The sequence below is a fragment of the Nitrosospira sp. Nsp2 genome, assembly GCF_003050965.1.
Classification (GTDB): domain Bacteria; phylum Pseudomonadota; class Gammaproteobacteria; order Burkholderiales; family Nitrosomonadaceae; genus Nitrosospira.
This window is the reverse complement of sequence record NZ_QAOU01000001.1, coordinates 364,099-385,786: the sequence shown is the minus strand read 5'-3', so window position 1 is coordinate 385,786 and position 21,688 is coordinate 364,099. Positions and strand designations below refer to the sequence as shown.

The following is a 21,688-nucleotide window of genomic DNA, read 5'->3' as shown; positions in this document are numbered from 1 at the left end:
ATGGATCATGCGCGGGTAGAGAAAGCGCTGACTGGCAGATATTTCCGGCACATGTTCAGGGAAGGACGGGTGATCATACGCGCCGGTGGATGGTATGAATGGTTGCGACATGAAGTCGCATGTGTGATTGTTCGGCGGAGTCATCCGGCCGAACCTGCCGTCCCATCGGCAGTACCCTACGAGGTATGGCGGTCCGGCAACGGCCCGTCTAAAAGCCCTTGGACAATGCAACCTCCGTCGCAAGACGGGTGCCGGAATCGCGAGAGGACGGCATGCCTGCCAGCATCAAGGTGGGTCGGAGCTAGGGTGGATGGCTGGTTAGCGTAAGCGAACCTCATTAGTATCGCCAACCATGAAGGATCAAAAGATGCTGTGTGATCTGATCGCGGCAAGGCACGGATGCTCCATTCTCATCCGTCATGGGCATAATTGCCGCCGGTACGGTAGAGGAACCTAAACCATTCTGGTCATGCATGTGGAACATGGCAAGCCCGTATTGCTCCCGGTGGGAAACCGAACCGTAAGGCGAGATGATGGCAATGCGGGTAGAGGATAGAGGAGAAAGCGAATGTCTGGCTGTAATGGCCGGAATACGGACTGAAACATTGTCCGACGCGAAAGCGGGCAGACTTCCTCTTGGTCTTACGTCACAAGAGAATTTGATCAATCGGTCAACTGGGAAAGGCAGATGACGGCGAAAGCTGGTGCGTCCTTGGACACAAACCTTTTATGGGAAGCCATAGACTGGCTTGCCGTGGAGACGAGTGTTAGCCGACTTCAAGCGCGTATTGTGAAGGCTGTACAGGAAAAACGATGGAACAAGGTGAAGGCGTTGCAACGCCTCTTGACCCATTCGGTTAGCGGCAAGCGATCCGCGGTACGCCGTGTAACCGAGAACGACGGCAAACGCACCCCCGGGATTGACGGGGACATTTGGAATACCTCCTCCAAGAAACTGCAAGGCGTAGTCTCTCTGAGGCAACGAGGCTACCGGCCTCGCCCTCTACGACGCATCTATATCCCGAAGGCCAACGGAAAGCTGCGTCCATTGGGCATCCCGACAATTCGAGATCGGGCAATGCAAGCGCTATATCTGCTTGCGCTCGATCCGGTTGCTGAGGCGCTGGCTGACCGAGGCTCCTACGGCTTTCGGCGGGGACGAAGCTGCGCAGACGCCATAGAGCGATGTTTCACCAATCTGTACCGCCGCTCACCTTCATGGGTTCTTGAGGGAGATATCCAAGGCTGCTTTGACAACATCAGTCACCTCTGGCTTCTCGAGCACGTCCCTATGGATGGATCGATACTCCGGAAATGGCTCAAGTCTGGCTATCTGGAGAACCAAATGCTCTACGATACGATTTCGGGCACTCCGCAAGGAGGAATCATTTCGCCTGTACTGGCAAATCTCGCTCTTGATGGCCTCGAAAAGCGGCTTCTCGCGGCGTTCCCGCTCTTGGGACCGGGATCGACGCAAGGCAGAGCGGCGCAGGTGCATTTGATTCGCTATGCTGATGATTTCGTCATCACGGCGAATTCACGGGAGATTCTCGTAGACCGAGTGAAACCGCTGGTTGAAGCGTTTCTGGCGGAACGTGGCCTGGTTCTTTCTCCGGAGAAAACCTTGATTACACATGTCAGCGTAAACGTATTTCGGTAACAGTACGTCAACGTATTCGGTACGCTCGCCCCTTTTGCGGCGTCGATATGTTCGGCTTGATCGCACCGACACCTGGCTCCTTGCAACTCCTTCCTGTAGAGGTCGCCTCGGTTCAACGGCATCAGCTCCCAAACTCATTCAGAAAAGCTGTACCAAGGTCCACTGGTTATCGACCCAAAAAGACGTAACATCAATATGAAGGTGTCGTGGTCCGCGGAATAATCAAAGGACAGTCAATGGGAGAAGCACGATGAACAAGGAAGGCACATCGTTTCTGGTCGGATTAATTCTTGCGCTCGCATTCGAATTGTCTTTAGCGGGTCCACCTATTCTCGTGGATCGTCAGACGGGCAAGTATCTCGGCAATCTTGGCGGCAACCAGTACGATCCGAACAGCACGAGCAATCCCTACGGACGTTACGGCAGCGAATATTCAGCCGACTCCGTCAACAATCCGCACGGTCAATACGGTTCGCGCTATTCCAACGAGTCGCCGAACAATCCCTATGCCACTAATCCTCCTGCAGTTGTTGCGCCGACACCTCCAGGACTGGGCATACAACCTTTGCCAAGTTTCTAGTCGGCAAAGGGAGAGACTGACACCTAAGCGTCATCACGTTTTCCAGTCTCCAATGAATCGGTTCGCCGTCCATCTGACGACACAAACGATACTTCGATATTACTCAAGGTTGGCTGCGGGCTGTTCTCTTTGCGAAACAGCCCAAGGTGCTTGAACAGGCGTTCCTGTGCGCTGTTCTTGTCACAAAGCTTGATCTTGCACACCCGGCCGACCACCTTGCCCTCGGACATCAATTGGCCGACCTCAATAGATGAGATAGCCGCAGCTGTGGCGTCATCGAGTTCCTGAATGGATTTTGGTGAACCATCACTATTGAACAGCTTGCGAATATCGGAGAAGGCAAGCGCCGAGGTCGCGCGCAAAACGTTCTCCGTGTTCGCCTCCAGCCGCTTCGCGGCGATCTTTTCCTTCTCTTGGATCGCTTGCTGAACCTTAACATTGCTTAGCAGTCGGGAAGCACAGGCTTCAGCTGCATTTCCCCGGGCGTTATAGCCAGCGCGCCTGTATGCAGCAGCGGCGTTCAGGTCAACGCAATACTCTGCTATGAACCGTTGCTGTTTCAGGGTGAGTTCAGTTCGAGTGTTTTTGTTCAACTCCGCTACTCCTCCTATTGTTCCGCCAACCCAATGAAAAAATCCCTCGCGTCCTGATCGGTTTGACACTGATGTAGCGCAGCGCTGATTATTGCTTCATCCGTTTCGTTTATACGCTCCAGCCAATCCAGTATCGTAGCTTCCTCTTCTTGGCTTAACGGCGCATTTGGTTCCCGTAGCAGCGGCTCAAATGGTTCTGCCTTTATTGCATCTGGTTCCCCAGCCATTGCCTCTGCATGAGTAGCTGCAGGACTGTAGGACGCTTCCTCCGGCTCGCGGTGGGTATAGTGAAATCGCCACCACTGGGATGGCGTTCCTTGAGCGCCCTGCACTGCTTTTCGCAACACATCTTCTGCATGGCACTTTTGCCGGGTAACTGGGGTATCAGGGGTAAGAGCACCTGTTGGCGCGGGTTTTGATGTTACCCCTGCAGGATTGACCGAGGTAACAGGGGTAATGTCGCGCCTTTCCAGTGTGACAAGCAGATCATCGAGCGACATGGCTATCGCCTAGCTTGCCAGCTTTTATAGGGTATAGCCGCTTCGACTCCCGGTTGATATTGAATACCTTCGTTCGTTTGCCTTCCGTGTCGGGAGGGGGTAGGGCTCCGATTTCCTGCAGGACATCGAGGGCCGGATAAAAATCGACGCCTCGGAGTGCTTCCCGCAAACCCTCTGCCGTGAACAAGTAGCTGCGTCCGTCTGGAAAATCCCGCCACCATCCTGCGCGATTGGAAACCGGTGTTTCATCGCTCTTTGTCACTGCCGAAAAACGCGAGTCGCCGTGGCGGTCTATGAACCCGGAGAGCTGCTCAACAATCTGCAGCCGTTCATCATTACCAGGTCCACGCGAAGCCCGCCAAACCCTGAAACCCTCTCCCGCTGCCTTGGTCACGGCTCCAGGAGGCCAACCTGTTATCCCGTACTCTGTTGCCGTCTCCCCCGCCAGCCCCAAGAGGGCAAAACGCGCTGCTGCCCGTTTCTCCTGTCCCTCACCATCCTTTACCGCAAACTGCTTCAGCGCCTTGAAGCGTTCGAGATAGGCACTGAAATTCCGCCCGTCCCTTGTCAGTTTTTCGAGAAAAGCCCGACCGGCAAGTCCATAGTGTGTAACTGCTGCTCGCTTGATTGCATCGGAAAAGGCCGTCCCGCTTTGTAGATCGTGCAATGTGTCCCATGCTCCATATACCCTCGAGGCTGAGATATTCAGCAATCGTACTGACTGTCCAGCCTTAGCGCGTTGACCTACTTGCTGCATGGTCGTTTCAATGCTGCGCTCTCCACTGGAGAGTACGAAGCAGCGCCAACGTGTAAGGGCACGGGCATTGCCCGCCCTACCGGCTCGTTGCTTGCCGCGCCCGTTACTCAAGGCATAGATGATTGCACCCACTTCATGCGCATGGGCCTCACTGATTTCATCGAGGGCTAACAGGCAATCATTGAATGTTGCTGCAGCACCTTCCATGCCGTTGGCGGTTGCACGCCAGCTTCGTCGGTAATTGGGCCCACCCCAGACCGAACAAGCTGCCTCAAGCAACGTTGTCTTGCCGGTGGATGAGTCACCAACAAAATGAAGCCCTCCACCTTCTGCATTACACAATGCCAGCATGGGTCCCGCAAACGCCGCAGACAGCGCCTGTAGTAGAAGCGGATTGCCAACAGCGCGCGACGATATGTCCTGCTGCCAGCCCTCCAACGTTCCGGCGGTGGTGTGTTCGTCGTGGCCGATCTCACCGCTCTGGAAGATCACGTCCGAGGACTTGGGGCCGATTACCGTATCGGGCAATATGAAAGAATCCTCGCACCAGCCAACCTGTAGCGCACAACGGATTCTCCGCTCCGGGGGCTTCTCTTGCAGGTAGGTTGAAAGCAGGCGCCGCACTCTCTGGTCAGCGTCAATTTCCACGCCCATCGCCAGCAGTTCGCCGCGCAGATCATCTGCTGCCCCGCGCAGCTGTTCCATTGGCATGGCCCATTCCCGCCAATAACCCAATGTGTTCCGAAAGCGCAGCAAGCGGCCGAAGTTGTGTTGGTGGCCGTCAGAGGTCACGGCGACGACGTGCAATGGGGAACATACCCAGGTTTGCGTTGGTCTGCCTTCCCTGTCCGTATCGAAATACCATACTCCAGCCTTGAATTCCTGCCCCTCATGCTCCACTGGGTCATCAAAGACGCGAAATGCAGGTCGGTCTATTGCTTCTGGGACTGGGTTGCCTGATCCGTCTGAGGTGCCGGATCCGTCTGCTACCCTTATTACCTCCGCAGGAGCGGAGCGGGTAACAGCGGAAGCCCCATGTTCATTGGTTTGCACCCCCGATACCTGTGTTACCTCAGCATCCAGTGATGCGGTGCTTGCATCTCCCGCTGCATTAAGACCATCTCCGGTATCCTCTTCCTGGTCATGATCTTTTTCTGTTATCGAAGCCGCCGCGCTCACTAACAGATGCTTGACGTCCTCAATCCCGCAATGCGCTGCCATATCGTTGAAGTCTGTTGCTCCATCCGGTCTGTGTTGGCCGAAGTCTGGAACCGCCACCACACCACCCACGGCCCCCGCCGCTTCCGTTGCCGCCGTCAATCCTGGGTTCTCGGCAGTCGCGTAGTCATCATCAGCGCAGATGACCAGCGACGCATCCGGAAATCTTTCACTCATGACTTTTGCGACCGCACTGAGGTTGGCCACGCCAAAGGCCACCGCTACCGGATACCCCGTCGCTTCATGGACACTGGCGGCGGTCGAGAAGCTTTCGGCAATACATAGGACCGAAGCGCCCACGGAGTCGCCGATTATGAAATAGCAACCTCTTACCCGCCCGCCAAGCAAAAACTTCTTTTTTCCCTCCGCACTGATGAATTGCAGGGAATGAATTACGTCGTTCACCCACAGGGGGATTACAAGCGCATCTTTATATTGCCGTGCTCCATATGCGCGAATATGCTTGGACGTAAGGTAAGGGTGCTCGACGCAGGGAACGGCTTTCGCCCAGATTTGTTCGGCCTTTTCGCGCGCCTGTTTCCTGCGCTGGGTTTTCTCCGCTTCGCGTTGCTCATGCATTGCATCCACCCGGGCCCGATGTTCACGCTCCTCAGCCGGAGTCAGAGAACGGCCGATGTCTACCCGCCAAGTTTGGTTAACCCCGCTGCGCCAGTCACCCAAGGCGCCAGCGGGAATGCCATCACCGTGATACACGTACCACCCGGCATCGTCGTCCGGCCTGCCATTAGTGGAGAAGCGATGCAGCTTTCCGTCGGCTTCGATTACAACTGGAGGGATTAGCCCCGCCGCCTGAATTGCATTTCGGAATTGCTTAATAGGACTAAGCATTGCGAAGCCCTCCCCGCTGGATCAACAACTCCGCTAGCTTATCTGGAATTAAGCCGCGGCAAACAGCGTCAACAATGAGGGATTTAATTACTGCTGAGAGGGATTTTCGGGCATGACTTTCCCTTACCACCGGGACGTCCCCGGCGGTTTCGCGTGGTGTCGGCATGGCTTATTCCCCCACGCGTCTAAGGAGTTCCCTTATGGAATCCACCGACCAGGCGGTGATTCTGACGGAAAGTTTCACAGGGGCGGGATAGATACCCTCCTTAACACCATTTAGGAAATGCGATCTGCTAACCGGTAAAACTCCAACCACTGGAGGGTTAGCTCTAGGGTTACCGATAATTGCGGTCAGACGAACATACCCCTCCTGCGGGAGTTGGGCTAGCGAGCCCGCCAACTGCGCCCGGGGCTTGGTCAAGCACGGATGGTCGTCTTCGCCGTCGCTTTCGCCTGCTTTTGCGGCTGTGCTCTTCCCATTTGGCTTTCGTTCGGTTCTGGTTGCCCTATCGTTGGAACGAACCTTTCGCAATAGTAAGTCGTGAAGGTTGTCTGCTTCCGGACTTTGAGTTTTGTGCAATTTGCTGTTTCCTCTTTTCATTAGGTCAGAAAAGGAAACCCGGTCATACAAACGTTGTTCTTCAGAACACACGAACCATGTTTGGATTATTTTCATTGCACTTTCCGTATTCATCATTGAGAATACAGATGTCGCAGTTTTTTTCGCGACAAATTAAGGGTTCTATTAGAGACGGACCTGTAATTTAAAATGCATCCGGGTTTCCACTCGTGTTGCAGAATGGCCTGAGACGTTACAGCGTCTCGGGCCATTTTATTACTAGACCTGCTAACTCAATATTTTGTGATTACGGGGTTGGCTACGTCCAGCCATAGATAATACAGACACGCTTTAAAAAAGCAACGCGTCGCCTGTACGAAAAAATACGCAAACGTACGAGAGGATGCGCAGGTGTATTATCTAGCGGATGGAATAGTAGGCGGAAGTATTGCTAGCTGCCTTGCCTGTTGGAGGAGGGATGAGGTGGCTATTTTCAATGTAGGGGGAATTATTCCGTCCCGGTCTTGCAAATGATGAAGTAGCCGTCGTAACGGTGGGCCTATGACCTGTAGCACACAACATCTGCACTACCTCCTGCTTCCCACGTCTCAATTCAAAATTTCGCGATTCCGCTGCCAATGGCATTTTCGCCATTGGGTTAACTAAGTAGATCGTGTTTCCCGATGAGGTTCACCAATGGCTGCTCACGTCAGGAATGCCCTGGCTCCGGCCTGGAGGCTCTCCAGCCAATACCCCTGTCATTGAGTCAATATACGGCTTAGATTGATATAGATCACTCGGTGGTAGGCTGCGCGAATAGCGTAGGATCCTTTCGCAAGCTCCCCTGACTCCATCATTGACGCATTCATTAACTTAGGAATCGGGAAAGAGGGGTAAAGCGAGCAAATTAAGGCTTATAAGTACATCGTCACCATTTCTGGTGCAAGCGTAAGAGAAGGAGACAATCATCGGTACGGAAAATGAGTTGTGCAACGTCCAATATTTTTCTAGTTTACCCATAAGTTTACCCACGGAGAGCCCAAATAAAAATGGCTTACAGGGACAAACCTTGTAAGCCATTGAAATTGCTGGCGCGCCCGGCAGGATTCGAACCCACGACCCCTTGGTTCGTAGCCAAGTACTCTATCCAACTGAGCTACGGGCGCTAAAGCTGGGCAATCTTGCTCGGTATTTTTACGATTGCCAAGCACAATTATATCAGACTGGCACGCGGTCAAGTCAAAGCAATTCCGCTCCCTGCCGAGGTGTCAGGTTGAGCAAGAAGATGGGAGCTGAAACAAGAACCGTAGGCATCGCTCATATCAGAACCATTCGCACTGCTTCCTGGAGATGCTACTTGCCCACGATTTCATGACCCGGAATAATCGGGTGTTTCGGCTTAGGCAGTTCGCCATCGACCACATGCAAATCGGTACGGCAAATAGCGCAGGCTGCAATCTTGACCAGCAATGGGTCCGGTCCCTGATGGGAGGAGGCAGGCACCGTAATTCAAGCGGTCGTCTTGGCGCATCCAGCACCATGGCGTGCATGGAATGATCGGGCTTGGACGGAGCCATTCAGGGTGACGACCGTCATTTACCGGCGTTATCTGCCCCAGCCGGCGAAGGGACCAGCAGGCGCCCCTGAAAGCCAGCGCGCGCGTAATCCCGCAGCACCGCCGCGGCAATTTCATGCAACGCTTGCGGCTCGCATAGGGCGATGCAAGCGCCGCCAAACCCACCTCCGGTCATCCGCGCTCCATATACACGCGGATGCGCCTGCAACAATGCAACCAGATGATTGAGCGCCGGCACGGAAACCTGGAAGTCATCGCGCAAGCTGTCGTGCGATTCGTTCATGAGCAGCCCGAAATCGTGCGCATTCGAGCAATCCACCGCCAGCAATACACGGGCATTTTCGCTGACGATATGTCGCACTCTACTCCGTAAAGGCTCAGGCAGAGAATCGGCGGCAGCCATGTCCTTAATATCTCTTAGCGCAAGTACGCCAAGTCGTCGGGCGGCCTCTTCGCACTCCGCGCGCCGCTGGTTGTAGCCGGAGCCGGCAAGCGTCCGCGCGACGCCGGAATCGATTACCAGCACCGCGGACGCGGGTGGCAACGGAACCAGCCTTCGCTCTAGGGTCCGTGCATCGAGAAACAGGGCTCTGCGCGTTTCCGCAAGGCTCGACGCCATCTGGTCCATGATGCCGCAGCGGACCCCGGCGTATTCGATCTCTGCGCGCTGCCCCAGTTGCGCAAGACGCACATCGTCCAGTCGCGCCCCGGTAAGCGCCCGCAACGCGCGTAATGTCGCAACCTCGAGCGCGGCGCTGGAGGACAGCCCGACCCCTACGGGCACGTCAGACTGAACATGGATATCCAACGGGGGCGCTTCGATACCATCCACGCGCGCTTCCATCAGGCATCCATATACGTATGTGGCGAAATGTTCCGTCGGCGGGTTATCGAGCGTAAAGCGGACCGCACGGTCGAGCATCTCGGAATAAAGAACATGCTGATCTTTGCCATTGGGTCGCATGCTTACTCGGGTCCGTTGCCCAATCGCGATCGGCAGCACATAGCCGTCGTTATAGTCGGTATGCTCACCCATTAGATTGACGCGGCCAGGCGCCTGCGCCACCACCGTTGGCGCACTTCCGAACACTTCCTCAAAACTGCTCATCGGCTGCTGCCGCCCGCGGTAACAAAAGACCTGGGGCACGTGCTCGCCCGGTCGTGCGGGTCATGGCTATAGCTTAAGCAGGCACTCATTCGAGCATGATCTCGACTTGCTGGAGCTCGCGTGCTTTTTCTTCGGGCAATGCATCCATGGCGAAGAAGCCTGCTGCGATTTCGGTGCCGGCAAGATATTTAAGCCGGTCACGCGTACGATAAGGAGGATAAAACTCTGCGTGCAAATGCGACTCCGGATGGGCTTTGCCGTCGGTCGGCGCCTGATACCAGGCCATCAGATAGGGAAAAGGCCTTTGCCATAAATCGTCATACTTGAGCAAAACCGTCTTTAACGCCCGCGCCAGATCAGCACGCTGTTCTGCGCTGAGATGATTAAAGCTTTCTACCGGCTCTATCGGCGCGACCCACACCTCATACGGATACCGTGCGCAAACCGGGACAAATGCAACTGCATGAGAACCTGCATAGATGATGCGCGTGCCTTCGCGCAGCTCCTTGCCGATGAGATCCTGAAGCACGCCGCGGCCAGTCTCGGCATAGTGCCGTTGGGCCTCCTGCTGTATCCGGGCCGGCACGGGGGGTACTACCGGGTAGGCGTAGATCTGACCGTGCGGATGGTGCAGAGTCACGCCCACTTCCGCGCCACGGTTTTCGAAGGGCAACACATACGCAATGCCGCCGTGTCGCGCAAGCTTGGCCGTGCGGTCGCCCCATACTTGCAGCAGCAAACCGATATGCGCCAGTGGCAGCTTCCCGAGCGACGCCTGGGGATCCTGGGTAAACACCACCACTTCACAGTAGCCCGACGCCGGGGCAGTGGGCACGATCAGGACGGGAGGCTCTGCGCTCGGCACAGCGAGAGATGGGAAACGATTATCGAATACCGCTACGTCCCAGTCTCCAGCCGGCACTTCAGTAGGATAAGCCGGATCAGTGGTCACCGCCAGCGGGTTGAACTCGGGCGGTGGAAGGAACGTCCGCCCTTGTCGATAGGCCGCGTAGGTCACCCATTCTCCGCGCAGCGGATGCCACCGCAGATGCGGACTGGCATTGAGCGGTTCAGCGAACGGACTGGGCGCAGTAATAGTCGGATCAATTGCCCGGCGGGAATAAAGCGTGAGGTGCCGTCCGTCCTGCTTGGTGAGGTCCAGCGAAAACATTACACCCCTCCGGGTATATGAGTGGGCGATTCTTGTGTAACTTTCGCAATGTCCTCCACCGGAATTTTAGGCGTGCGGTCGGCGCAGAGCAGGCCATTCGCTTCCTGAAAAGTATCGGCAAATTGAGTGTAGCAAAATCCGCTGAAGAGTGCGGTGTGAATGACCGCTTCCATCAGCTCGGCATACATGCGCCCGAACTCGCCCTCGTCTTTGGCTACGGTGTAACCCCAGGTTTGCTTCACCCCGGACTGCGGACACTTATTGAACGCAATACCTCCAAACTCGGATAGCATAATCGGCTGGCCTCGATGCGGGTAGCCATCAAGGGTTAGAATTCGCCCTCCCGGCCGGCGCCGGTCGAACAGTTGCTCCGGTTTGATTTCGGCGCCATAACGCTGACGCAAGTGGTCGACATTGGCATCATAATCATGGATACCGATAATATCCGTGGCGCTGCTTTCCCAGCCGTCGTTGCCAATTACCGGACGGGTCGCATCCAATGTTTTTGTAAGGTGATACAGTGCCTCGACCGCATGCCGCTGTTTTCCGATCGCGGTGAGTTCGGGCACTCCCCAGGACTCGTTGAAGGTCACCCATACAATGACGCAGGGGTGGCTGTAGTCACGCTCGATGACCTCGGACCACTCCCGCACAGTTCTCTTGATGGCGCTGCGCGTGAAACGATAGGCCGAGGGCATTTCCTCCCACACCATAAGACCCAACTTATCTGCCCAGTAGAGATAGCGCGGGTCCTCGATCTTTTGATGCTTGCGAACGCCGTTGAAGCCCATCGCCTTCGCCAGCGCCACATCATGGCGTAGCGCATTATCATCAGGTGCGGTCATCAGCGTATCCGGCCAGTAGCCCTGATCCAGCACGAGCCTGAGCAGGTAAGGCCGCCCGTTGAGCATGAAGCGGTCTCTCAGCAGGTGCACGGAGCGCAAGGCAGTGTAGGAAATAAACTCGTCCACCACTTCCTCGCCACGCATGAGCCGCACCGACGCATCGATCAGCGTGGGCCGTTCCGGACTCCATAGCAGTTCATTGCGATAATCATCGATTCCGGGATCCGACAGGACAATTAGCCGATCGGCTTCCCCATCCACCACCCGGTAGCGGTCCTGCGCGAGCAGCCGCTCACCATGCCGGAGGACAACTTCTACAGAAAGTTCATTGGCCGAATCCCCGATCACTCGCGCCTCGAACCCAATAGCATAATTTTCGACTTGAGGCGTCCAGCGGATTTTAGCGATATAGTTGTCGGATACTCGCTCAAACCAAACCGTTTGCCAGATGCCCGTAGTTCTGGGATACCAGATTGCGTGGGGCTCCAGTTGCCAATCCTGCTTGCCCCGCGGCTTGGCCAGCTCATGCGGGTCGTCTTCCACCTGCACTGTTACCGTCTGTTTTCCGGACGGCTCGAGCATGTCAGTGATATCGGCCCAGAAGGGCGTGTGCCCCCCCTCGTGAGTAACGGCCAAACACCCGTTGATCCAGACGCGCGCTGCGTAGTCCACCGCACCGAAACGCAGGATCACCCGCCCCGAAGAGGGAAAACACTCGAAGTCTCGCTGGTACCAGCACAACGGATGAAATCCGCGATCGGCAATGCCGCTGGCCTTGGATTCAGGGGCGAAGGGCACAGTGATCTCCAGGGGCCAGGACTTTATTTCCGAGGGAAGCGCGAACTCTCGGGCGTCGTCGTAGCAAAAGCGCCACGTGCCGTTGAGCGAGGTCCAACTCGAGCGCTGCATCTGAGGCCTGGGATAGGCAAACTCCAACGCATTTCCTCCTTATTGCGACATGCCCAGGGTCAAGGGAAGCGGTTGACACATGTGATCTGACGTCACATGTCGGCAAAATGAATTAGATTTGAGAAACTGCTAAACCCGCCTTACATACGATACGCGCACGACGACACCCGGGTGGCATAGGGTATTTTATGGCGGAGAGAAAGTCTCGAGACTATTGTTCTGTCAAATCCCAGCAAGTCCTAAGAACCCGCACCCGTCTAGCTTTCCAGCTATTTGTTGCCGTGACGTGTCCCAAGTGGGCCCCATACTATCCTATTAGCAAATATTGGTAGAAACGAGGATCGAGATGAGGCGTCGGTTGTCTAGATTATCAGTAATGGAAGTAGTTAACAAGAAAGAGGCAGGTTACCACTGCTATGACGGGAGGCTCTATCTCCAGGTGAGCGATTTTGGCATGTAATTAAAAGCTAGCAGTATCTGGCCGATTCCGGCTTCACGCATGCGAGCCGCTCAGGAGCCCCAAGGGCTTCTGTTCAGCGAACCGGAAAATTGTCCAGGCGCTACACAAGAACAAGCAGCGAAGACACCCCGCCCGGCTGCATTCCCACCGAGGAGGTTGTTGCCGGCGGAACTTTACATAAAAGTCTTCATTATTCTCGTAAGAAAAGAAATACGCCATTTCGATTATGGTCTATTCTGAGATTGAGTGTTGTCGGTATTGCTACAAGACGCAACGCCAGCGCGGGCGCAACAAGATCTTCCCTTTTGAAGTTTAAACGCCCGGTCTGGCTCCGCCTACTGCTTGCGCAACGGGGAGCGCCATGAGGCAATCGAATTTTGCACGTCCTTCGTCAAAGAAGGACGCAGCTAGCGCCTCTGCGTCTGAGGCGCGTACTCTCATAATTAATTACCTAAGCGCGGTGGTGCGCCATTCCCTGTATAGCGAAAAGCTCGCCGCCGATCCCGACACGGAGCGGAGCGTTCAGTTTTTGGCCCACAACTTTGACTATCTTATGACTCCGGAGCAGTAATGGACCCTTTGATTTTGGTGAAGTCTTTCCTTACCTTCGGTCACGCGCAAGACCGACAACCGCTAGCCGTATGGTTTCGACTCGCAACTCAAAATGCCTTCGTCTTTTTTGAAGGAAGCGAATGGGGACATGCCTGTAGTGGTCTTGTGCCGCAAGGATGTTTTTCCACCCTTGGGGCGTCGGGAGGGGGTGCTGGTTTGAAGGCTCTAGAAGACTGATATGCAAACAACAGAAGCCTTGGACTTGATGAGGATGCATGGTTGTTTTCAAGGGCTGGAGGAAGACGCCCTTGCCGAGATTGCCGAGCATATGGAAGTGGTGCGGTATAAGCCCAACGAATACGTGCATCAGCCGAATACGCACCTCGCACATATTTATTTTGTTGTTCAGGGCAGCTTGAGCGCAACCCACCGCGATCTGCGGGGGAACGAGAAAGTGCTCGGCGTATTGTCCCGGGATGACCAATTCGGAGCCATTACCGGTGGAGCGCTTTCGGAGTCTCTTCCCGAAGGTATCGTTGCCCGAACAAATTGCACCCTACTGAAACTGGAGCACGAGAAGGCGCTAATCCTGGCCCCAAAATACCCGAAGTTCCGATTCAATGTCCTCCAGGCTGTCGCGAGAGCTGTTCGCCGGAATTTCATTGAGGATAAATCGAAACCGCAACCATCGATCGTGGCCATCTTCCATAGCTCGCCCGCGACACGGCCGTTGACTCAGCGCCTCGTTCGCCGGTTAGCCGAGCTCGGAGAACAGCCGTGTGTACTGAGTGATCAGGACGAGGAGAAACACGAGGAAGGTGTCGACTACGCCGCACTCGGCAAGGAGAATTGCGAACTCTCCATATCGAAAATCCGCGAACAAGTCATCCGGCGGCGAAATTTAGGGCGGCTGTTTATCGATGTGGATGCCGCACTTGACCACGAGCTCGCTTCCAAGCTCATTGAAGTCAGTGATTCAGTAATGTGGTGTGTCCAGGCAGGAGATGAGAATTTGGCTGCGGTCCGCCTGAAGGCGAGCTCTGCGCTCGTTCCCGGTTGCCGCGAAAAGATCAATCTCGTCTGGCTATTAGCGGAGGGATGTCAGACATCGCCTTTTGCTCCCGAGCTGAAAGAGCTGGCATCGTACGATTTCAAGGTCACTTTCTGCGAGCCCCAGCCGCCGCTGGGTAAAACGCTAGCCTCCGGTGTGGAAAGACTCGTCCATTACCTGCGCGGCATCAAGATTGGGCTGGCCCTCGGCGGGGGAGCCGCACGCGGAATGGCCCACCTCGGAGTCCTGCAGGTTCTGGAGCAGAACGGGATTGTAGTCGACATGATCGCCGGGACGAGTGCGGGAGCGCTAACCGGCATTCCCTATGCTTCCGGCGTGTCAGCCGACCATTGGGCCCGGCAATTTGCCTCAGACCTGAAACCACCATTTCTGTTTCGCTGCCTTCCGAATGGCGACCACTGGTATCTTGTCTACAAGTACCGTACCGGGCAATTTGATGCAATGCTGAGAAAGTACTTTTCGGATGCGAGATTGGAGCAGCTGCCGATAGCCAGTTGTGCCGTAACGCTTGACCTGATCAGCGGCGAGGCAATTGTTCGCGATCAAGGCGACGTAGTGCATGCCATCCTGGAGAGCATCAATTTACCCGGGCTGTCTGTGCCGATCTTTCGCGACGGCCAGGCGCTGGTCGATGGGGGGCTGGTAAAAAACATTCCGGCCGACGTGCTCGTGAATTATGGCTGCAACTTTGTTATAGCGGTAAGTGTAACGGCCAAGATTGAACACGAGTTTCCACCCAAGCGGTCGCGTGCTCCCCAGTCATCGATGAGTCATGCTTCGACCGTACAGACTATCATGCGCAGTCTCCTGGTGCAGAATAAAAACGTCAATTCATTCGGTCTGCAACCCGCGGATGCGATTATTGAACCCGACGTGACCCGATACGCGCTGACAGAATTCGTGCGGGCCGAGGAAATGGCCGAAATCGGCGCACGGGCGGCATTGGCCGAGCTTCCGACGATCAAGGAACAACTGATGCAGTTGGATAATCGACTATTTGCCGACGTCGTCAAGCCGTGACCGGGGTGGAGCGAAACACCCAAACTGTCCTCGGCCGCACCCTCTGAGCGTGCTTGCGCAGCCCTGATTCGGGTCCGCGTTTGCGGATGAGCAGCCAGATGTTACTTTGTCATCTTGCGAGACGAATACATGACCGGTATCCCTCTTCGAATCTACGCCGGCAGGCGACAAGCCGCGGCGAAATTCAGAGGACGTGCCCGCCACGAATGAATTCGATATCCACGGGCGCAATCAAATATTCAAAAACTAATGTTATTGGCGAGAGAGAGTCTTCCAGACTGGTTTGTGCGCGAATAACGGGCTCCCGCAATGACCGCGAGGTACGTTTTTCGGTCTTCGCTGTTTTACTCTTGAGAAGTTTCGCTAGTGAAAGTCCAAAGTTGAGTCACGATTGTTGATCCTTTGGGGGTATATCACTTTTATTACTGATTGCTCTCCCGTAAGGGTGTTTTTCGTGAGTAAACAAATGGCCTAGGCCAATTCTTCTATTAAAGCTATTGGAAGAGTACTTAAACGGTGCCGATCCGCGTTCCCGGCGCATGACGTTCCTCATATTGAGCAAAAGCGGTAGTGATGACCCAGCGATCGAGTTGAGGCATCAGGCCGTAACGCTCGGCAGCCGGGATAAAGGCCATTGGCGGTATTAGCGCTCCATCCTCGTCCTGCATGCGCAACAGCAATTAGTAGTGATCCCCATCCTCAATGCTATTCAGCCGCAATATCTTTTGCGAGTACAGAACGAAACGATCTTCTTCCAGCGCCTTCTGAATGCGCCCAACCCATCCCATCTCACCACTACGTTGCGTGAGCCCCGCGTCTTCCGCCGTATAGATCTGAACCCGATTGCGCCCCTTGTCCTTGGCAAGATAGCAAGCGGCATCTGCCATGCGTAAAATATCGGCTAGTGTTTCCTTTCCATCACTAAAGGTGACCAATCCGATACTCAAACCCAGCTGAAATACTTTTTCTTTGCAGACGAAACGAAACTCATGCACGGTCTTTAGAAGCATTTCAGCCACGTTCACTGCAGGCACCGTTGTGCAGCTTTCCAGCAATACGCCAAATTCATCTCCTCCCAGGCGGGCCAGAGTATCGTAACCCAAACTTGGCAAACGTAGATTTGTATGCAAGATCGTTGCGGCGTTTCAAAAAATAGAAGAGGCCGATAGCAATGAAAAAATATGCCAAAGCAATAATAGCATCTGAGATTAGGTGAAGCCATAGCACTTCAGGCATCCAGAGAAAGCAATGCCCATGGGGAATGAAGCCTTCCTGGCCAAAAAGACCATTAAATTCACTAAGCATTTAACTCCTGGAATAGGGATGCCGCTTGATTCCGACCGATGTTCAGGACTTGCACATGGGACCGTTTTAAAACGCAAGATAAACTGGTTATATACTGCAATTGCGCTGCGCCCTTCAAATATTACGAAATGCTCGGCGCGCTGCGATGCAGTCAGGTGCGACTTGATTTCGTTCTATTGCGACCAAATTTTGATAGTGCCCACAAAGTGTCGCATTGCATCGCCATTACTGACGGGCTGCGGTATGACTTTAGAAGTTATTTGTCCCTCTTGTTGTACTTCACCGCATTTCCCTTTGAGAGCTCTACGGGATACTTCAATGCATTGATTCGATGCTGTCCAAAGCGGCCTCATTGATATCAATGTCCAGTTTATCGGCGAGCCTCAGAAGAAAAAGAAGCACATCGTCCATTTCCTCGCGTACCAGTGCCTTTTCGGAATTACGAATTTCTCCGGACTGTTCTTCAGTCAACCATTGAAATATTTCTGGCAACCCCGCGGCCCCGACCGCTGGAGTGCTGCCAGATTTTGGGGCTGTGAAACTGATCTCAATCATGCTCTCCAGCACTATAGCCAGTCGTTTTCGTATAGCACTAATATCCGTCCAATATCGCCCGCCAATTATTGAGCTTTAAAGATTTGGCAGTTAGGTACGGACACCCAGCTCAGCAATTCTAGTCTTTACCCGTTTAAATTCGGCTTCTAACTGCTCTATCAACGCCGCCTCCCCAGCCATGCTGCTGCTTTTACCCAAAGCTTCCAGTTGCTGAGCAATGTCTGCCATATGCAACGCACCAACATTGGCACTTGCACCCCTGAGCGAGTGGGCAGTCCTACGCAAGAGCTCGACGTCACCCGCCTCCAGGGACGTTCGAAGAAGACTGATACGTTCAGCGCCATCGCTCAGGAACGAGGTAAATATCTGGCTAACCAAAGAAGGTTCTGTTGCTTCTTCCAACGCGCGCAGGCGCGCAACGACTTCGGCACTCAAAGCGGCAGAGGTCTTGCGGGGGGATGATGAGATCGGGGATAAAGAAGAGCCCGGGATATTAACGATGTCCGCTTCCTCATTCTCTGTTCGATGCTGTTGCGGCTCACTCTCCTGTTCCCGATCTTTACCTCGTCCCCATCTTTTCAAGGCGGCGGCGAAATCCTCCTGCTTCACCGGTTTGCTGATGTAATCGTTCATGCCGGCGAGCAGGCAGCGCTCGCTGTCGCCTTGCATCGCCTGCGCGGTGACCGCCACAATGGGAAGTTGAGATTTGCGGTCTGGCCGGCGGCGAATTGCAGCAGTGGCTTCAAAACCATCCATTTCCGGCATCTCGCAATCCATGAACACAATCTGGTAGGGAAAGCTTTCTATCATATGTATCGCTTCACGGCCATTGGCGGCGATATCTACATGACAGCCCAGATTCCTCAGCATCATTCCCCCGACAATCTGATTGGTGGCGTTATCCTCCGCTAGCAGCACACGCGTGCCAACAAAGGGTTGATCCGGGCTGACGGTTACCGGTGCCTCAAGGGTTTTCGGAAGGGGTTGATGACCACTGATGAGGACTATCGAGTTATTACGGCAGTGTGCGTCCCAGGCAGTCAGTAGCGTTTCCAATAGTTCTGACTGGCGGGCGGGCTTGACCAGATAGGCGGCAAAACCAATCTTCTTGAGTCGCTCCCTGATATCGCCCTCTTGTCCCAGGGAGCTGAGCATTACGAGCTGCACATCTTGGAGCAAGGGCTCCGCTTTGATGGCCTGGCCCAGCATTTCCCCGTCCATCTCCGGCATTTGATAATCGAGGATCGCGATTTGGTACGGGTCTCCGACGGCCCGAGCCTCGCGCAGCGCGCGCAGCGCCTCAATGCCCGATACGCAGCTTCCAATTCGCATCTTCCAGATGCGGAGTTGCTCTTGCAATACGAGACGATTAACCGCGTTATCGTCCACAATCAACACACGAACACGTGCCAGTTCAGCGTGCGGCCGCGCCATGGCGGGGTGATTCCCCTGCAGGGGCAAGCGCAAGGTAAACCAGAAAGTTGAGCCGATGCCAACGCGACTCTTGCCAGCAATGGCCCCGCCCATCAGCTTCACCAGTTGCTTGCTGATAGCCAGACCCAAGCCTGTGCCGCCATACCGGCGCGTGGTAGAAGCATCTGCTTGCGTAAATTTGTCGAAGAGACTCTCCAATTTGTCCGCTGCGATTCCCAGTCCGCTATCCTCCACACTGATGCGCAGCGTAACTTCATCTTCACTGATCGAGTCAGTTTCGACACTGATGAGCACTTGACCCTTATCCGTGAACTTGATTGCATTGCTGGTCAGGTTCATGAGAATCTGGCGGATACGTCCCACATCCCCGATCACATGGCGCGGCACATCCGGGAGATAGCGCACGATCACATTCACGTCCGTTTTTCTGGTGGGTTGCATGGCTATCATTGCGCCCACCTCTTCAATGGTCTGAAGCAGGTCAAAAGGCGTAGGCGCGATAACCAATTTACCGGCCTCGATCTTGGAGAAATCAAGAATGTCATTGATAATGGTGAGCAGCGTCTCGCCGCTGGCCTGTGCCAGGCTAGCCAGCTCGCGTTGTGCCACAGTCAACGGCATGTTCAGAAGCAGGCCCACCGTTCCAAGCACGCCATTCATCGGGGTGCGAATTTCGTGGCTCATGTTTGCCAGAAACTCGCTCTTGGCGCGGTTGGCAGCCTCGGCCGCAAACTGCATTTTGCGCATCTCGATATCCATCGCCTTTCTCGCAGTGATGTCCTGGCCCGAGAAGTAAATTTCCTCGACGTTCATGTTCGAGGTTATATTCCAGGACATCCAGCGCAACGCACCATCCTTGCCGATCATCTGGGTATCGAACGAACCCGGAATACCCATCATTAGCTGGTCCATTACCCGCGCGGCTTCGGGACGGGTAGCGGGATAAACAAAATCTATGAATGGTCGAGACCTCAACTCCTCCTGTGTATAGCCAGAGGTGTTTTCACAGGCTCTATTCAAGCGCTTGAAAAAGCCGTCAAAACCGGAGATGCATAGAATGTCAGCAGACTGATCGAAGTAGCGGTCGCGTTCAGCTTGGGCGGCGGCAAAGGCACGGGAAAGATTGCCTATCTCGTCGTTAGAGTTAGTCTCGAATTGGGAGATATAGTCCACGTTTCCGGTGTTGCGGGTTTCATCTTCAAGATGGATCAGATTTTGTACCTTTCGCCATACGATGTGGGACGAAAGAACGAGCCAGGCGACGAGCAAGGCGAGCGTGGCGAAGACGCCTGCTACATAGAGGTTAGTGCGATGCTGGCCCCTTGCAACCGCATTGAGCGTGCGCGTGTCGAGCAATTCATGAAACTCGTTCAATCGCCGCATGATCCCGGCCTTCCCGCCAAAGTAGTTCTCATCTTTAAAAAGGCGACGGGCCAGATCGGAGTCGGGAGCGCCTCTTACATCGAACGCTCCGGTGGGGCCCTGAAACAGTCCTTTCATTGCGTTAAACGCGATGCGTTCCAATTTCACCAGCTGGTTGGAATTATTCTCGGCTTCCTTAAGCTTGGCGAATTCTTCCTCGGTGAATCCAAGTCTCTCCATCTGCGTTTGTAGAGAAATCTTCTGGCCTCCCAAGCTGGGCTGGAAGTTGGGATCGCCGATCACGAGGTCCCAATAACTGCGCTCATAGTGAACGGGTTCTTCTATCTCCCCGTTGCGGATCGCAAGTATCTCCCAAAAAAAACGCTCAAACTTGGGGTCGCCGGTATCGACATAGGCTTGGCCCATGCGGCTCAGGTCATCAGATGACTGTCGCAACTTGTCGGCAACAAGGAACGAAGCGTAGCGAACGTCTCGAAGGTGGTCCAATTCCCGCTGCTCGAAGAAGCGGAGCACAACAAAAAGAATAAGCAGGGAAATAAGCACCCAAGTCGCAAGGTAAAAGACATGGCTCAATTTCCGGATCGTCATGATTCCCCCTCCGGGGCTTGGTGCCACATTGCGTCAAAACTTCCAGGGCAAACCGAGTTGTCATTACAAGAACGGTCGGGGTACGGCCAACTTGAGCCGTTGAGAGCTAAAAGCCAAAAAGGGCGATAATTTAGGATCTTAATGCGGAGTAAAAATATGGTGTCTAGATAAGGAGCAAGCGTTATGGCCCGCCTGCCGACCTTGAACACTACTACTCGATAAAATAATTGGCTGACGTCCTGACTGAGCAAGCTCCAAAAGAACGGCCTACCAAATGCCTTCTCACTATCGCCCTTTGCATTCAGAAATACCCCTCGATCAAGCGCGACTCATCCATGATCATTAACGAGTTCATCAGATACAAATCCACCTAAAAAGACGAAGCAACCGCTTCTGTATGCATTCTGAGATCTGGGCGAAGTACTCAACGTTTGTATCGCTGCAACATTCAAAGCATTCCCAGATGGGGACCTGAGCAGCCAGAGTTTAAGCAACTTATTATCTAGACGCGTACTTCAGCAAAGGTCGCTTGACCTATCGGGTGCCAGTTTCAGGTACACCTAGGGGGATAAAGCGTCGCTGTTCGACCTTCAGTAGCCCTCCCGCGTTGGAATTGGTGGACACCCACCTAAATAAGCGAACAGAATACGCAACAGTCGCCGGCGTTTGCCCGTAGTTGAACTTGAAAGGGCCCTGGTGCGTACCGAGGTCGTCTGCGATTTCTTACAGCTATACAGAGCATAATTCTGTTACCTAATAATTCAGGGATATCCAATAATTAAGAAAGATTTGATATGTTTGCGCAAAATCTGAGAGGCAAGACCAGCGAGATAAGAGGAACGTTGTACTGCCAAGTCAAGAATTGATTGGCACCTGTAGAAAGTCAAATGGTTTTTGCAACACAATCAGCACAATTGACCAAGCCCAAGCACTTTTTCACTAGGAAAAATGGCAGTATGGCAGCTAGTCGTATAACTATCGCTATAACGCTTTT

Annotated in this window: 15 protein-coding genes and 1 tRNA gene; 4 read left to right on the top strand and 12 right to left on the bottom strand. The window is 54.3% G+C overall.

Going from position 1 to position 21,688, the window contains the following annotated elements; genetic code table 11:
- From C8R31_RS16695 to C8R31_RS01745, 3 genes are all read left to right on the top strand, one after another.
- Window positions 1-327, top strand: coding sequence for an SOS response-associated peptidase family protein (locus tag C8R31_RS16695; RefSeq protein WP_375136103.1), 327 nt, complete (start codon window positions 1-3; stop codon window positions 325-327).
- Between the two features lie 385 nt (window positions 328-712).
- On the top strand, window positions 713-1,660 hold the full coding sequence (locus C8R31_RS01750) for a reverse transcriptase domain-containing protein (RefSeq protein WP_258192489.1): 948 nt from the start codon (window positions 713-715) through the stop codon (window positions 1,658-1,660).
- Between the two features lie 250 nt (window positions 1,661-1,910).
- Window positions 1,911-2,240: a hypothetical protein gene (locus C8R31_RS01745; RefSeq protein ID WP_107692348.1), complete on the top strand. Its 330-nt coding sequence runs from the start codon at window positions 1,911-1,913 to the stop codon at window positions 2,238-2,240.
- A 23-nt stretch (window positions 2,241-2,263) separates the two neighbouring features.
- On the opposite strand, the gene C8R31_RS01740 is transcribed toward C8R31_RS01745, so the two are convergent.
- The 8 genes from C8R31_RS01740 to C8R31_RS01695 form a co-directional block, all read right to left on the bottom strand.
- The gene (locus tag C8R31_RS01740) at window positions 2,264-2,833 is read right to left on the bottom strand and encodes a terminase small subunit (RefSeq protein WP_181320331.1); all 570 of its coding nucleotides are present in this window, start codon (window positions 2,831-2,833) and stop codon (window positions 2,264-2,266) included.
- Between the two features lie 14 nt (window positions 2,834-2,847).
- The gene (locus C8R31_RS01735) at window positions 2,848-3,333 is read right to left on the bottom strand and encodes a hypothetical protein (RefSeq protein ID WP_107692346.1); all 486 of its coding nucleotides are present in this window, start codon (window positions 3,331-3,333) and stop codon (window positions 2,848-2,850) included.
- A complete protein-coding gene (locus tag C8R31_RS01730) occupies window positions 3,320-6,157 on the bottom strand; it encodes a DUF927 domain-containing protein (RefSeq protein ID WP_219907422.1) in 2,838 nt (945 codons plus the stop codon). Before C8R31_RS01730 ends, C8R31_RS01735 begins: the two co-directional genes overlap by 14 nt.
- A gap of 1,648 nt (window positions 6,158-7,805) precedes the next feature.
- Window positions 7,806-7,882: transfer RNA gene (locus C8R31_RS01715), tRNA-Arg, on the bottom strand.
- A 187-nt stretch (window positions 7,883-8,069) separates the two neighbouring features.
- On the bottom strand, window positions 8,070-8,219 hold the full coding sequence (locus tag C8R31_RS01710) for an alcohol dehydrogenase catalytic domain-containing protein (RefSeq protein WP_258192488.1): 150 nt from the start codon (window positions 8,217-8,219) through the stop codon (window positions 8,070-8,072).
- Between the two features lie 89 nt (window positions 8,220-8,308).
- Window positions 8,309-9,400, bottom strand: coding sequence for a galactokinase (galK, locus tag C8R31_RS01705; protein WP_107692345.1), 1,092 nt, complete (start codon window positions 9,398-9,400; stop codon window positions 8,309-8,311).
- Window positions 9,401-9,485: 85 nt separating this feature from the next.
- Window positions 9,486-10,571, bottom strand: a complete 1,086-nt coding sequence (gene galT, locus C8R31_RS01700) for a galactose-1-phosphate uridylyltransferase (protein WP_107692344.1) — start codon at window positions 10,569-10,571, stop codon at window positions 9,486-9,488.
- Window positions 10,571-12,325 (bottom strand): glycoside hydrolase family 2 protein, encoded by a 1,755-nt coding sequence (locus C8R31_RS01695; RefSeq protein ID WP_107692343.1) that lies wholly within the window; start codon window positions 12,323-12,325, stop codon window positions 10,571-10,573. The genes galT and C8R31_RS01695 overlap by 1 nt, the downstream gene beginning before the upstream one ends.
- A 1,250-nt stretch (window positions 12,326-13,575) precedes the next feature.
- On the opposite strand from C8R31_RS01695, the gene C8R31_RS01680 reads away from it, so the two are divergent.
- Window positions 13,576-15,429, top strand: a complete 1,854-nt coding sequence (locus C8R31_RS01680) for a patatin-like phospholipase family protein (protein WP_107692340.1) — start codon at window positions 13,576-13,578, stop codon at window positions 15,427-15,429.
- 509 nt (window positions 15,430-15,938) lie between these two features.
- Here C8R31_RS01680 and C8R31_RS01675 read toward each other — a convergent pair.
- The 4 genes from C8R31_RS01675 to C8R31_RS01660 all read right to left on the bottom strand — a co-directional run bounded on the left by C8R31_RS01675 (window position 15,939) and on the right by C8R31_RS01660 (window position 20,694).
- Window positions 15,939-16,097: an EAL domain-containing protein gene (locus C8R31_RS01675; RefSeq protein ID WP_146164522.1), complete on the bottom strand. Its 159-nt coding sequence runs from the start codon at window positions 16,095-16,097 to the stop codon at window positions 15,939-15,941.
- A 12-nt stretch (window positions 16,098-16,109) separates the two neighbouring features.
- The gene (locus tag C8R31_RS01670) at window positions 16,110-16,559 is read right to left on the bottom strand and encodes a diguanylate cyclase (protein WP_181320330.1); all 450 of its coding nucleotides are present in this window, start codon (window positions 16,557-16,559) and stop codon (window positions 16,110-16,112) included.
- A gap of 490 nt (window positions 16,560-17,049) precedes the next feature.
- Window positions 17,050-17,289 carry a nucleotide pyrophosphohydrolase gene (locus C8R31_RS01665; protein ID WP_181320328.1) on the bottom strand — a complete coding sequence of 80 codons (240 nt, stop codon included), beginning with the start codon at window positions 17,287-17,289 and terminating at the stop codon, window positions 17,050-17,052.
- 90 nt (window positions 17,290-17,379) lie between these two features.
- Window positions 17,380-20,694: a response regulator gene (locus C8R31_RS01660; protein ID WP_107692337.1), complete on the bottom strand. Its 3,315-nt coding sequence runs from the start codon at window positions 20,692-20,694 to the stop codon at window positions 17,380-17,382.
- Window positions 20,695-21,688: the final 994 nt, after the last annotated feature.

Coding starts and splice junctions, on each gene's coding strand:
- C8R31_RS01675 (WP_146164522.1), bottom strand. CDS start 16,097: ATGCAGGACGAGGATGGAGCGCTAATACCGCCAATGGCCTTTATCCCG.
- C8R31_RS01660 (WP_107692337.1), bottom strand. CDS start 20,694: ATGACGATCCGGAAATTGAGCCATGTCTTTTACCTTGCGACTTGGGTG.
- C8R31_RS16695 (WP_375136103.1), top strand. CDS start 1: ATGGATCATGCGCGGGTAGAGAAAGCGCTGACTGGCAGATATTTCCGG.
- C8R31_RS01680 (WP_107692340.1), top strand. CDS start 13,576: ATGCAAACAACAGAAGCCTTGGACTTGATGAGGATGCATGGTTGTTTT.
- C8R31_RS01695 (WP_107692343.1), bottom strand. CDS start 12,325: ATGCAGCGCTCGAGTTGGACCTCGCTCAACGGCACGTGGCGCTTTTGC.
- C8R31_RS01745 (WP_107692348.1), top strand. CDS start 1,911: ATGAACAAGGAAGGCACATCGTTTCTGGTCGGATTAATTCTTGCGCTC.
- galK (WP_107692345.1), bottom strand. CDS start 9,400: ATGAGCAGTTTTGAGGAAGTGTTCGGAAGTGCGCCAACGGTGGTGGCG.
- C8R31_RS01735 (WP_107692346.1), bottom strand. CDS start 3,333: ATGTCGCTCGATGATCTGCTTGTCACACTGGAAAGGCGCGACATTACC.
- C8R31_RS01730 (WP_219907422.1), bottom strand. CDS start 6,157: ATGCTTAGTCCTATTAAGCAATTCCGAAATGCAATTCAGGCGGCGGGG.
- galT (WP_107692344.1), bottom strand. CDS start 10,571: ATGTTTTCGCTGGACCTCACCAAGCAGGACGGACGGCACCTCACGCTT.
- C8R31_RS01665 (WP_181320328.1), bottom strand. CDS start 17,289: ATGATTGAGATCAGTTTCACAGCCCCAAAATCTGGCAGCACTCCAGCG.